The following is a 13,584-nucleotide window of genomic DNA, read 5'->3' on the forward strand; positions in this document are numbered from 1 at the left end:
CCTGTCGTTCGATTATAAATGTGTGGATGAGTTGAGTTCATCGCCATAGCCGCTTGGGTATTTGTCCTCAACATAGTCAGGCATCTACCACATAGCAAAGACCAATCTTTCGCAGCCTCACTATGATGTGCCGTCTTTTTCTAGAAATATCAGGAGTGAAGACGTTTCCAGAGGTTTGGGAGAAAATCGAGAAAACGTCGTGGAATCCGGTTTCGCTGCTGGACGTAAGCTAGCGCGTCCGCCACCTCCATTTTTCCATGAGAACGGCTTCCACCAAATCCGTGTAAAATGAGGTGAACGAGAATTTTGTACCGCTTGTCTTGGCCCTCGCACCAGACACATTCCGGCTCCGGCCCGTAGTCTTGCTCGAACGGAAGGTATTCAGTTTGTAGTTTCTCGTAGTCATTTTTCGCGGCATGGGACACCTGCAAGTGAATGACTTTGTGAACTCATTGTGCGGTTACATTTTCTTCATGGGCTCGAAATTTTGCCACGACACTGCGATGGTTGCCGACAGTCACATATAGCTTCCCGCCGATTTCAAAAAGAATCCACTTTTCCAAATCTGTCGCATGTAACTCGGGATCATCGTAGTATTCAGGCTTGGTTTCCAGGACGTCGAGTTTGGTCTTGATCCGCTTCCCGCCGCCAAGAAACTGAAGCCACGTCATACCTTGGTTGTATCTGGCATGATCAGTGCCAACGATATTTCGGGGGTCGATCATTGCACCTTCATCTTCGACCCACACTACCACAAAAGGTAAAACTTCACTGAGGTTGAAAGCTTCAATTTTATTGTTGGCCCAGTCACCAGCGCTTTCCAACCACCTCCTGCCTGCAGGTGTCGTGACTTCTTCTTTCAGGAAACGGTCCCAGTTCACTCCTGCTCTCCTCTATGCGGCTTAAAGTTTGCCAAAACAGTAGTTAGCGCCAGAGGCGCAAATCCATAAGTTTCTACCCCTCCGGTCCAGCAAGCATTGTTTTCCAGTTCTCCATTCCCATGTGGGCAGCATGGAACTTACATATCCCATCAACCTCAGTGGATTTGAAGATGACGCCACTAGCGGGGACGTTCTGACCCGCTACGGTGAGTACCTGGGAACCTGGGCGTTTGTCACAGACGAAGACAACGAAACCGGTGTGTTTCATTTTACTGTTGATGATACAAATGAGCCTATGTTCTCTGAAGGAGTTGGTGTCTTGAGTAGTGGGATGCTAACAGGCATGGCTATGAGTAAGTTGTGCAGCTCCATTCGTGATTGGCATGAGGACCCCACCTGACTTCGTTAATTGCCTCCAAACTTCCGTCAGATTACTCAGCAAGCCTAAGCAAAAGAAACGCAAGTGCTGCACCAGCGACCATCGCTCCTGCTGATGAATTTCCTGATTTGAGGTCGTCTTTCGATACAACCTTTACGCCTTCTTTTTCCGCCAACTGCACCTGCATCTTGTCGGCTTCTGACGTCAATTCGCCAATGGAACAGCCCAACACACGGCATGCTGCGCGAATATCTTCTATTTGAAAGTGTGCTTGGCCGCGCATTATTCGTGACCAAGTACCTGTTGCGATACCAGATTTCTGAAAGAAATCTTGCTGTTGAATTTCTTGTTCCTTCCCACGCTGAGACATCAAGGTGCAAAGGATCATCGAGTATGTTGTTGTATCACTTGACATATCTCACACTTCTCCATATTGGATAAATATCGCAATTGCGCGATATTCTCAATATGGAATATAACATGAATAAAATGAGATTTATAGCAAAATCGCTAGCCCCATCGAACCAACAAGCAGCCACTTCGAACAGGAAGAGAGCAGTTGATGTCATTTGAATACAACCTTCAACCAGGTGCACAGATTGTAACCTGCATGGGCAATTATGAGCATCAATCGGTTGTGAGTGACCGCAGATGCCCTTTGGGAAAACCGATGCTGATATCGGCAACTGCGCGAACCGGCACGGTGCAAGAAGAGCCTTATGATACTGTCGTTAAAGGTAGACGGACTGGGTATGCGCCTCGGCAATCTGTGTTGCCTGTAGATGTAGTGCTTGCCAACGCCCGATCAGAGATTGGTAAATGGCGTTATGATGTGGTGTTGCGGAACTGTGAGGGCTTCGCGAATTGGGCAGGCGGGCTTGAGATGTCGTCACGTCAGGTCAAGGGAGCGGTCGCTGGTGCAGCATTTTTTGCTATAGCTACAAAACTGCTCTCGGAAAACCCAAGTCTGGGCAAGTATGCGTTTTGGTTGGCTGTTGGTGGTTCAATTGGACTTGCGGGTACTCAGGTTCTTAAAAATCGCACTTGAAACGTGGTCCGGCCTTGAGGCGCGGAGGCGATAATTCGTCTGAAAAATGATGTTTGATTAGCTTGCGATACGATTCCGCCCCTAGAAGGGCTCGATACCTACCAGATTAAAAGCGGACATCTTCACTGGTCGTGGCCGGTAGTTGCTCTTGGCCAATGCGCCACGCTTCTGGAGATAAAATTGCGCGCCTTCTGGGAGCAGCTTCAAAAGCTAGCGAAGTTTTTCTTCCTTCAGACATATGTTGTCCAACCGCGGTATGAAAAGCATCTGCGTCTGACCAAATACCAACATTCACATAGGATACATGATCAACATTGGCGGCTTCATTGTCAGCATTGTCGGCTTCCATGTTCCAAGTAATACAGTTGTGAAAATCTTGGCCTTCGACTTTGCTGAGAAACTCACAGACAAAGCCAGGTTTACCTTTGAGGGATAGTTTTTCTTTCCAGTATTCCAGAAATTCATCTACCTTCGTTGGAGCTATTCTCCAATTGATTAGAACGATTATCACGGTGCAAATATCTCCAAGATTTTTCTGGATGTTACTCTAACTGAAGGTCGATAGTAATAGGTGGTGACGTGACCAGATGTCGAAACTACGGTCGGTCAAAGTGGATTTTTGCGTGTGACCGAGCCTCAGATCGAAGTGTCCATCGTCAAGGTTTTTGGGACCAAGTGCGACCTAAACTAAGAGAGAGTTTGACTCATCTGGGTGATTTAATTATGCGACGTGCTGGCGCTGCGCAAGCTTTCACTTTTGGGCACCCAGTTTTCCTTGAAACATGCACGCGATCAAGACTACCCTCAAAGTTGTAGTGAGGGTGAGTCTGGCGTGTTGATGAGCAGTATGGGTATTGTTGGCGGTCGTGATGTTTAGGCGAACTCTTCACCAATTGGTTGGAATTGTTGCGATAGCGCTTTGCGCGACGCCTGCTCTTGTCGACCGCGATAACCCGATCGCCACGCCTGGTCTCCGCTTTCTGGCAGAAACGGGCAACTATATGGAGATCGGGCATATGTTATCCTTGGGTGGCGGAAAGGTGCGGGTCGTAGGTATCAATAATTTGGTGCAGCGGCCAGTGAAAGCATCAGATCGATCATGGAGAACTTAAATGATTTCTCGTAGTTGGCTTTTTTACTTTGTTAAAGACCTTACTGAAATGGCAGTTAGGTTCCTCAAACTATTCGTTTTTATCGGGCTCTTTCTAATTTTAACTACCGCGATCTTAGTTGGGCTCAAGACCGTAAATATAATTTAAGGAAGGCCGTCATCAATGACAGACCAAAATATCAGTTCTACTGCGACCATTGCCTTAACTTTGGGGGGGTCATCAGTCATCCTTGGCGACTACGATCCTGCTTCATAAACATTTGGGCTCAGTGACACTGATACTGGCGCACTAAGCATGAACGATTTTATGCTCTAAGGCCCTTTAGTTGTTTTGAATGTGCGAAGCCAATGTAGGCCTCAGCCTTGAAACGAAGATGCGATTTTGGGGGGCAGGCTTGATTAGCTCTTGCAATGTATACGAGGCTAAAGATACCGTTAGGGTTGTGTATTAGAAAGTGTTCTTGTTTTGAAAAATAAAGGTAAATTGGCTAAACTCCTAGTCGGGCAAGTTATGTTGGATCTTATCCGAGCCCTAGCTATTAAAGATGAAAATCTGGCTAAAATAAGTGGCTAACAAAGAGTGTCGAATTTATCCGTCTGCTTCTTTCAGATTATCAAGGCGACCTATTTTCCAAGATTGGTCACTATATCGTGAGAGAAATGGGCGGCCACATGGAGACTAACTACATGCTTCGTCGAGGCCGTGCGCCGTGCGCCGTGAATTTTCATGGTCTAAATCTAAAAAGCAAACCCCAAAGGCTATGCCATGAATTTTTATGATCAGTGGACTGGTCAGGGTAGTAAGTTTCGGTTCACTGCGTTCATAGCGGTTGGTGTCCTGATAGCAATTTTCACTATATTGCAATTTGTTGGGTCTGTTTGCACCTCTAACCCTCCGAATTTGCGCGCTTGTAAGATAGCCGTGTTCATGTCCCCCATCGGTGGGAACAAAATTCGGTCGTCGGGGTTCAGTGTTTCATTAGGGATCGCCCAATTTAACGAGGGGAACGAACGTGCTGCTCGACGTAGCTTTGCGAAGGCATACGAGAACTCTCTAGTCGGCCGATCATATGCTCCGAGCGATTTGGCTTTGAGGCCGATCAAAGACCCCTATCATCGCGCATTAGCTAGGCATTTCTCCACGATCAAGGATCAACAAAATCCGAATTTGACTGATGTTTGGTTGAACGTCGGTTCGAAATTTCAACAACAGTAGATCACCTCAAGAAGGCCGTAGATATGACGCTTGTCCCAGAAAACTTTACTGACTTTGATGTTGCCCAGATTGACAATTTCCTCAATTCGACTGGGTTCGATACCTCTGGTTACAACGTGATTGGAATTTACGGTCAGGTAAGCGTTACCCTTGGGGAAGGGATCGCCTTTCTCGGCTACGACGTGAACACGCAACAAATTGTGAGCGCCGCTTACGTCGGTGTTGTCATATCGGCTGGATCGGATGTGATCGGTTCAGTAGGAGGCGGTGTGTTCGGATTTACGGGTAACCCAATCGATATGGCTGGTTGGTCCTACGGAGCAGGTGCGGCTGCCGGGGTGTCGCAGAACATTTCATATACGGCCCTAGATGAAGGTGTAGCCTATATGCAGATGTTGGGAGCGAGTACGTCGTTGGGCGTCGAGGTTGGAAGTGGGTTCACATATTCCGTAGTAATAGATGGAGAACCTGTCTTTTACTGGGGATTATTGGAGGAAGAAACCACCTTCGGTCTATCGCAATACTCTGATGCGATAACTCAAGTCGTTCAAACAAATGGTCGGGTCTTAGTTGAGTGGTCCATCGAGGTGGATGGTCAAGTCTACAATGTAGAACAAACTATCGCTGCGACCGCTTGGCCCAGCAATTCCAACACGACATATGGGATGCTGCGTACTACGGTTACAGATAACAATGGGAATAAATTATTTTCTGATGACCTTGCGCAAATCGGATATTCGGGTTTCGTGAGTAGCCAAGCGGTGAAGTTATTTGAGGATGGGACTATTGAAACTGGTGGAACTCAATGCTTCCCCGCAGGCACCCCGATCACTCTCGCAGACGGCTCTACAAAACCTATCGAACAGATCACGCAATCCGATGTCGTGCTGACCCATGACGCCCAAGGTAACCCCACGGCTGGCATCGTCGATAAGCTGTTTACCAATACAACGTCCGAGTTTATCCGCCTGACCTTCGATGATGGACGTGATGACTTGGTGGCCACCCCTGGGCACCGCTTCTTGACCGAAACAGGCGACTACATGGAAATCGGCCATATGTTTCCCTTGTGTGGCGGCAAGGTGCAGTTCGTGAGTGAGGTAACTTTTTTGTTCTCGCAATGACCCAATTTCTACCGCAAGGATAATCTAGATGTCAAAAAAGGCCACTATTATCGCAGCTGCATCTACTTTGTGTGCAGTTGCGGCTGCTTTTTATCTCTCTGTTTTTTGGCAGAAGGAGAGAGAACTGTCCGATATTATCGAGCGGACCAACATTGCAGATTTCACACACTTCGAAAACATAGTTTTCGTATGTCACGCATCAAAAGAAATGTCAGCAGTACGACAAGCAAAAAGCTTTGCGAGCGACAACGAGCGTCGCTTCATAAGCTTCATTGATTTTTCAGCTCATATTTCGGGCAAGTCGCGTTTCTACTTGGTGAATAAGTACGGCGTGACAAATATTGTTTATTATCAAACTAGTTCTGAGCCCACAGCAAGGCGAGATCAAACAAAATATTACAAACTGAGTAAATCGAATTCTAATGTCTGCGAGTATAACGACCTGCCCTTCCAAACATTCTTTGACGATACTTGAACCGTAAACCTGATTGGAGAAACGCAATGAACGTCACTGAAATGATCTCAAGTTACAACTATAAAGAGACGGTAGTACCAATTGTTGATGCACCATGGTTACCGCCAGCAGCATCAACAATTGGTAATATTGCTGTATTATCGTCGGCCTTGGAGAGAGTAAACAATGGAGAGCACATAGCGGTCAGGATCTTGGTCGAGGAAAAATACGGGCCCTCTCAAGGAAATTCAGGCTATAGCGACAACGCCTTCGCGCACATGTTCGCGTCCGCACACATTGCGTTCTTTGCAGGAGCAGGAACAGCCGCATTCGCGGGAAACTGGCGAGAGTTCAGGCCAAATAACACCATAGATTCAGCTACTTTTGATCAATACAATAATTACATCGGCAGGGTTATCGGCGACTATCTTCGCGAAACATCGCAAGAGTTCACGCTAGATAACGTTGCCGCAATTATAGGGCAGTTTAACGCTGAGGGATTGATAGTGAATGGTTCCGTGGACCTTGCAAACCGGGGTTTCGAATTCCCAACAGATTCAGGTGAAGTAGATGATCATCGAATTCATGTGAGAATCTCAGAGTTTTTGGTTTCAAAAGGATTTCAAGTCAATAATGAAGAACAATGCTTTCCCGCAGGCACGCCAATCACCCTTACGGACGGCACCACAAAACCGATCCAACACATCACGCAGTCGGACGTTGTCCTTGCCCACGACGCCCAAGGCAACCCCACCGCTGGCATCGTCGATAAGCTGTTTACCAATACAACGTCCGAGTTTATCCGCCTGACCTTCGATGATGGACGTGATGACTTGGTGGCCACCCCTGGGCACCGCTTCTCAATGTTTCCAAAGAGCGTAACCCAGTCTAACCAGTTCTCTTGATAAAAAATATCTCACTGGCCCTCTTTACAGTAGGCTCACATTGAACCTGACCTAACGCAAGATGCTACCTACCACCCAACGCTGTATGCTGATCCCAACCATGCAAGAACTCAGTTACGGCAGCTATCTAAATGCCAGCGAGACTTCGCTTTTTCGAAGTTGTCAGAGTGGATCGCATTGATCAGCTACTGTTTCGAGCAGTTCTTTCGCATTTTGCGCTTCGACTGGCGCTAGGGTAATGGTTATTGTATTACTTGTCTGGCTTTTGTGCGGTTCATTGCAACGTTTCCATGATGTTACTGCATTCGCATTGTTTTTCAATAACGCTGTTATTTCTGAAATGCTTGGTTCGCTCAATGGACCAGAGCTTCGGCCAGCGTTAGATTTTCCCTTTGCGCTTGCTGCTAAGCTGACAATTGATTTTTCGTCGTTAAACTCATCGACATAGACACGAAACAGGTTTGAAAGGTCGAATGTTAGGGCCCTTTGCTCAAGCGAGTTTTTTGAATCGCAAGTGGTCTCGGTTGCGGCATAAGCAATGTGCAACACACAGTGCTCAATTTGCAAATCGACGAGTTCCAATCCCCAGGTTTTATCATTTTGCATCGTATTCGCGAGAGCAGTGATATTATCATCCAATCCAGCATTTGTTTCAGCGAAGTAGTCGCTTTTGGCAAACACTCCGATAGAAAAAGCCGCGCATAATCCACCAAGAATGGCAAAAATAGTAATCCACTTTAAGGTGAGATGATGCCGCAATTTAATTCCTTTAGGTTGAGTTCTTGTTAGCATAGGCTCAGTATATTTACTATTGTAGGATTTGTTTGCAATGTCCCAAACCTTAAACAACGTCACGTTCGTACCACCCCCAAAGATGAGCAATATATCATCGAACCAATCAAGGATAAGCGACTACCATTTGAGCGTTCTTCGTGATCATTTTACTGGAATGATCGAGGTGATCGAAGATCTGCGTACGTTTACTGGCATAGTAACAGTTGCTGATCTTTTAGTGACCCTTACTGATGCGGCGACTAAGAACCCACTAACTGGCACCGTCTTGAAACTATTTGGTGTTAAAATAGCAGATCTATCATTGTCAGAGGAATTTAGTGTCGGTCCATATACCAATGATTGGTTGGCCTACTTAGAACAGCAGCGGCTATCGATAAACCTTATTTTTGAGCAGCGACAGCTAAATGAAAGCCAAAATCCCAATACTACCCCAGATGCATTCGATGGTTTCGTAGAAGCTCAAGCCGATTTAAGTATTGATCAAGGTGAGGATTTAATAAGAAACTATAATGAATTAATCAATCTAGGGTATGGTAGTTCGTACAGCTTAGAGGAGGATATGTGCTTCCCCTCTGGCACACGTATCACCCTCACGGACGGCACCACTAAACCCATCGAACGAATTACGCAGTCCGACCGCGTGCTATCCCACGACACACAGGGGAACCCCACCGCTGGCATTGTTACCAAACTCTTCACCAACACAACCTCCGAGTTCATCCGCCTGTCTTTTGGCGATGGCCGCGATGATCTTGTCGCCACCCCAGGGCACCGGTTTTTGACGGAAACAGGCGATTACATGGAAATCGGCCACATGCTGCGCTTGGGCGGCGGCACGGTGCGGGTTGTCGATGTGGATGGCTCCATCGTTGAAGCCACGGGAGAAGTTATCGCCTATTCCGAACAGACCGCGCATATGTTCGAACAATCGGCCAGCAAAACGATTGCCTTTGAAGGCAACGCGGTCCGGAAAGAAGACGCCGTGAAGGGCTGGACGACCTATAACTTTGAGGTCCGTGAACACCATAATTATGTGGCAGGCGGTGTCCGCGTGCACAACGATTCAATTTTGGCCGAACTCAAGGAAGGCGATCAGCTTGTCGCGCTGAATAATGACCTGACCGACGCGGCGGTTTTGCGCGACGTGAATGGAGACGGTGTTGCTGATTTTGTTACACTCAACGGTTTTCGCCGTGATGGAGAAGAAACCGAGGTTGCGTTGGAACGCGTCTACTATTGGGATGCGGCAAATGGTGATTTGGCGACCTTAATCCAGAACACTCTGGACGCGTCATATACAGACGAAAGCACAGCAGTCTCTAACGTGTTTGATCCAGGCGACGGGAATAATTGGAATGACTTTGGTAGCAACGGACTACCAACGGACGATATAGAAGAAGTATTCTTCGATGATGTTGTAGGAATAGGAGCACCTATTGATGGCACAGATCGCGGGGTAGTTGATGGGCTTTACAGCGCGACGTTTTTCCGTGGTCAGGATGTAACAAACATTTTGAACACGGGATTTACTGGCGCTGGCCTGATTGTCGCCTCACCGGAGTTGGTTGCCGCAATCCATGCAGCAGCGGTCTCGCAAGAAGACGCGGTTGAGATTTCAGCGTGGCTCTTGGGAATTTCGACGACCCTTGAAGGTCCATTCGGTTCAGTTATTCCAAATCCGCTCTTTGACCAACTTTCAGATTTACTAGGCAACTTGTTTGAGGGCGCGGAGGCCACCGATGGGATCATCACGGGCACGGATGGCGATGATGTGATTGACGAGACGTTCACCGATGTGGGCGGCGATGTTCTGTCAGTTGCAGGCGATGATACCCTTGCAGGCGGTGCGGGTGATGATGTGCTGGATGGCGGGACGGGCACGGATACCGCATTGATGGATGGCAGTGTGGAAGACTTTGAATTCAGTTATGACACGGATTTGTTGATCACCGATACCAACTCCGCAGATGGCGTTGATGATGGCACAGATACTCTTCGCGATATCGAAGCTGTTAGCTTTGCGGATGGATCGAATGCGACCATCGAGGTGGGCGCGGAGTTTACAGGCGTAACAGTCTATGACACTGGCGGGGTGCGGCTAGGGTTTGAGCGATTTGACAGCAGCGATAGCTTTGTTTGGTCCAGCATCGCGACGCAATTTGGCGAAGACGGCAACACACGGGTGGATCACCTGACGATCTATGATGACGGCAGGGAGCGCGACAGGGATTTTGACAGCAACGGTGTTCGGACGTCTGAAACCACCACGGATGTCGATGACGCAAAGGATTGGGCGAGTACCACCAAAACCTATGGCACCGATGGAAAGACGTTGGTTGATTTCGTGACCACCTATGACGATGGGCGCTTGATGGATCGCGATTATGGCGCGGACGGGACGTTGGCGTCCACGACGTTGACCGACACGGGCGATGTTTTTGAGTGGAACACGATCCAAACAGACTACGCCGCCGATGGCATGACGCAAACGGACTATGTAATCACCTTTGATGATGGGCGCGTGTTGGATCGTGACTTTGATGCCAATGGGGTGCGCACTACGCAGACAGTGACGGATGTGAATGACGTCTATGGCTGGTCGGAATACACCACTACATTTGATGCAAACGGCGATGTGGTGGAAACCATTTACGTCTATGATTTAGGGTAAATGAGAGGGGTCGGGTCACGCCGACCCTTCCCACCTTTTAAACACATACCCATCCGAAACGACGTCTAACGGCTTGAGGTGGTTGGTCGGGTTAGTCGCTATAGCGTTGGGTCTTCCTTTAGAACTTCGCGGCCAAACTCACTTTCATCGTGGATGTGCCCCTCCCAATGACCATGAAGATAGGACAATGAAAATGGTGTTGGCAAAAACCCGCGGGCCCTGCCAAGAGTGTGTTGCCCATCAGCCGAGGTTGGATCGCGTCGATGAGTGCCGCGTCGGGCAATTAATTTTTCTTCACCCGGTCGCGCTCTTCATCGGACGGGTCAGCCTTAGCCCACAGGCGAAATGAAGCGCGTCTTCCGGTTTTTTGAGGCCGTTTTAATAGTAATCCCATAGAGTGTTACCCCGCTTCAAATACACCTAAGACTGAAAGTGGAAAGCGAAGCCGTTCTTTCGATATTCTGGCAGGTGTTCTTTTCAAGGATGAATTCTGGGTGATACGCGCAGCGCTGGAGCCGTTTGAGGTTGTTGAGCGTCGTGCAACTTATGTTGCCCATACCAACAGTAGCAAACTGATGCTACGAGATGAGATTGGGGAAGAAAGGGGTGCCGACGATGTAACAGCACAGCGTGTCGCGGCTATGCCCTAAGCAGTGCAGCCCCAGACATTTCGCGGACGAAGATTCGAGAAAATCATCTTTTTCAAGGGCAGTGATTGCTGTCTAAGCATGATGCCCGCTTCGTCGGGGCCACAACTTTTAACTATACCACTGGTTGTAAAGAGAGTTAGGCTGTTAAAAGAGATCTAAAGAGTGGGAAGTAAAGATTGCCGGAACCTGTTGCTAATACTTCGCGTGCCAATTTTAACGACATTGAAACGACGACGCTTCGCATCCTCAACGGTTTCGCGATTGACCTGATGGCGATCCCGAATGTCGAGGATCTTTTCTGGTATGTGGCTCAGAAGGTTGTCGGCAAACTGGGGTTTGTTGACTGTGTGATTTACCAAGCGAATGCAGACCAGACCGCGCTAACACAAGTCGCCGCGTGGGGAGAGAAAAACCCTTTCGGGCGGAGTATCGTCAATCCGCTCGTCATCCCCGTTGGCCAAGGCATCACTGGAAAGGTCGCGCAGAATCAAGAGCCTGCAATCATCGACGATCTACTTAGAGATCAGAATTACATTCCTGACACTGAACCGGCGCGTTCAGAGATTTGTGTTCCGCTGAAAATCGGTGATCGAGTTCTCGGGGTTATAGATAGCGAGCATCCCAACATTGGTGCTTTCGGCGAAGCCGAGCTGGAAACGCTGACAACCGTTGCCGCGATGACGAGTGCGAAGCTTGCTCTTCTGGAGGAAGCCGAACGGTCTTCGCGGCGCTACAATGATCTCGTTGTTGCGCACTCGGAACTGAGCGCGGAAAAAGTCAACCGCAAGGAATTGGAAATCAGGTTGTCCGAGGCACGGCACTTGGAATCAATCGGACGGCTTTCGGGGCAATTCGCACATGATTTCAATAACCTGTTAACTGTCATCTCTGGCAATCTAGAGCTTCTTGAAGCAGAGTTGTCAAACTCCGATGCGCTGGCCTTCCTGCAAGATGGAAAAAACGCAGCGGCCCGAGGCGCGAAGCTGATCCAAGACATGCTGGCGTTTTCACAAAAAGCGCGGCTGAATCCTGAGGTCTGTGATCTGAATGCGCTCGCAGAGGCAGTTTGTCGCCGAAATGAACGTGATCTGGGTTCGACGGTTGAGTTGCATCCAGCAACTGAACTTTGGCCAGTTTGCCTCGATCGTGCTGCGGCAGAAAACGCCTTTTGGAACCTTATGACCAATGCTTGTGACACAGCATCCGTCAACGACAGGATTTTCATCTCTACCGAGAACGTGCTAATTGAACGACCCAGTTCAATAGTGCTCAGTAACGAGCTTGAACCCGGGCGCTACGTTCGCGTCGGTGTTCAGGATTTAGGAACTGGTATTTCTGATAAGGATTTACAGCGCATTTTCGATCCATTTTTTACCACCAAGCCAGCCGGTAGCGGTGTTGGGCTTGGCCTCTCGATGGTATTGGGTTTCGCTCAGCAGTCCGGTGGAGCGGTCAGTGTGAAAAGCTGTCCGGGTCAAGGATCGACTTTCCATCTGTATTTCCCTGCCGCTCCCGCCAATGCGCACACTTCGTTAACCAATAATCCTTAACGAACAGTTGAGATTGGGGGAGCACGTGGGATCATCATTCGCGAGACATAAGGCGGCGTCGCCCCGCTTGCCACTCATCAGCGTCGGTGCGCTTCTCGAGAATGATATATCTGGAATCGCTTCAACAGCGGATGCTATCGGCCGTGCTGCGCGTGAGTTCGGTTTCTTCCGCATCTGCGATCACGGCATCGAACCAGAGCTGATCGAGGCCACTTATGAGGCGGCCCGCAGCTTTTTTGCATGGTCCGATAAGGACAAGCGGCGATACTATATCGGTGATAGTCCAAATCACCGCGGTTATGTCCCTTTTACGGAAAAAGGCGATTATCCGGATGAGGTAAATCGAAACTATGAAGCTTTCGATCTTGGCTTGGACTTGCCAGCTAACGACCCTGATTTCCTCGGCGGTTGTAGAGTTCTCGGGCCCAATGTTTGGCCTGCGCTTCCAGGTTTTAAAGCGACTGTCTCTGAATACTATTCGAGGGTCGCGCAGCTTGGCCAAAAGCTGTGCTCTGCACTGGAGTTGCACCTTGCACTGCCTGTCGGTGCAATGACGCAGCATATGAGTAAACCGATCTCGCAACTGCGTTTGTTGCACTATGTTCGCCATCAGGAAATGGCCAATCACCAGTCTGTCAATATGGGGGCACACACCGATTACGAATGCCTGACATTGCTCCATACCCGCAACGAAGGCTTGCAGGTGATGACCCAGAATAATCAATGGATCGACGTGCCTGTCGATCCTGCGGTGCTCGTCGTCAATATCGGCGACATGTTAGAGGCTTGGAGTAATGGTC

The 13,584-nt window shown here is 48.7% G+C and carries 12 protein-coding genes; 8 read left to right on the plus strand and 4 right to left on the minus strand.

Annotated features, from left to right (window positions below):
- Window positions 1-449: 449 nt before the first annotated feature.
- A complete protein-coding gene (locus tag L1065_RS15155) occupies window positions 450-881 on the minus strand; it encodes a hypothetical protein (RefSeq protein WP_237096350.1) in 432 nt (143 codons plus the stop codon).
- 130 nt (window positions 882-1,011) lie between these two features.
- Here L1065_RS15155 and L1065_RS15160 point away from each other — a divergent pair, with 130 nt between their 5' ends.
- Entirely contained in the window at window positions 1,012-1,281 is a 270-nt protein-coding gene (locus L1065_RS15160) for a hypothetical protein (RefSeq protein WP_237096351.1), read from the plus strand.
- Between the two features lie 31 nt (window positions 1,282-1,312).
- On the opposite strand, the gene L1065_RS15165 is transcribed toward L1065_RS15160, so the two are convergent.
- Window positions 1,313-1,675, minus strand: a complete 363-nt coding sequence (locus tag L1065_RS15165; protein ID WP_237096352.1) for a helix-turn-helix domain-containing protein — start codon at window positions 1,673-1,675, stop codon at window positions 1,313-1,315.
- Between the two features lie 147 nt (window positions 1,676-1,822).
- Here L1065_RS15165 and L1065_RS15170 point away from each other — a divergent pair, with 147 nt between their 5' ends.
- On the plus strand, window positions 1,823-2,308 hold the full coding sequence (locus L1065_RS15170; RefSeq protein WP_237096353.1) for a lecithin retinol acyltransferase family protein: 486 nt from the start codon (window positions 1,823-1,825) through the stop codon (window positions 2,306-2,308).
- A gap of 106 nt (window positions 2,309-2,414) precedes the next feature.
- Here L1065_RS15170 and L1065_RS15175 read toward each other — a convergent pair whose 3' ends face one another.
- Window positions 2,415-2,819: a hypothetical protein gene (locus L1065_RS15175; protein WP_237096354.1), complete on the minus strand. Its 405-nt coding sequence runs from the start codon at window positions 2,817-2,819 to the stop codon at window positions 2,415-2,417.
- A gap of 1,839 nt (window positions 2,820-4,658) precedes the next feature.
- Between L1065_RS15175 and L1065_RS15180 the strand changes: the two genes are divergently transcribed.
- From L1065_RS15180 to L1065_RS15190, 3 genes are read left to right on the plus strand one after another with little or no spacing between them, the layout of a single operon-like run.
- On the plus strand, window positions 4,659-5,759 hold the full coding sequence (locus L1065_RS15180) for a Hint domain-containing protein (RefSeq protein WP_237096355.1): 1,101 nt from the start codon (window positions 4,659-4,661) through the stop codon (window positions 5,757-5,759).
- 28 nt (window positions 5,760-5,787) lie between these two features.
- On the plus strand, window positions 5,788-6,234 hold the full coding sequence (locus L1065_RS15185; RefSeq protein WP_237096356.1) for a hypothetical protein: 447 nt from the start codon (window positions 5,788-5,790) through the stop codon (window positions 6,232-6,234).
- Between the two features lie 26 nt (window positions 6,235-6,260).
- Window positions 6,261-7,118 carry a Hint domain-containing protein gene (locus L1065_RS15190; RefSeq protein ID WP_237096357.1) on the plus strand — a complete coding sequence of 286 codons (858 nt, stop codon included), beginning with the start codon at window positions 6,261-6,263 and terminating at the stop codon, window positions 7,116-7,118.
- A 162-nt stretch (window positions 7,119-7,280) separates the two neighbouring features.
- On the opposite strand, the gene L1065_RS15195 is transcribed toward L1065_RS15190, so the two are convergent.
- On the minus strand, window positions 7,281-7,973 hold the full coding sequence (locus tag L1065_RS15195) for a hypothetical protein (RefSeq protein ID WP_237096358.1): 693 nt from the start codon (window positions 7,971-7,973) through the stop codon (window positions 7,281-7,283).
- A 499-nt stretch (window positions 7,974-8,472) separates the two neighbouring features.
- Between L1065_RS15195 and L1065_RS15200 the strand changes: the two genes are divergently transcribed.
- The 3 genes from L1065_RS15200 to L1065_RS15210 form a co-directional block, all read left to right on the plus strand.
- Window positions 8,473-10,584 (plus strand): Hint domain-containing protein, encoded by a 2,112-nt coding sequence (locus L1065_RS15200; protein WP_237096361.1) that lies wholly within the window; start codon window positions 8,473-8,475, stop codon window positions 10,582-10,584.
- Window positions 10,585-11,410: 826 nt separating this feature from the next.
- Window positions 11,411-12,784: an ATP-binding protein gene (locus tag L1065_RS15205; protein WP_237096359.1), complete on the plus strand. Its 1,374-nt coding sequence runs from the start codon at window positions 11,411-11,413 to the stop codon at window positions 12,782-12,784.
- A gap of 67 nt (window positions 12,785-12,851) precedes the next feature.
- Window positions 12,852-13,584 (plus strand): isopenicillin N synthase family oxygenase (locus tag L1065_RS15210; protein WP_237096360.1); only part of this gene is annotated, 733 nt, incomplete at its 3' end.

The organism is Nereida sp. MMG025, from assembly GCF_021654165.1.
Classification (GTDB): domain Bacteria; phylum Pseudomonadota; class Alphaproteobacteria; order Rhodobacterales; family Rhodobacteraceae; genus Nereida.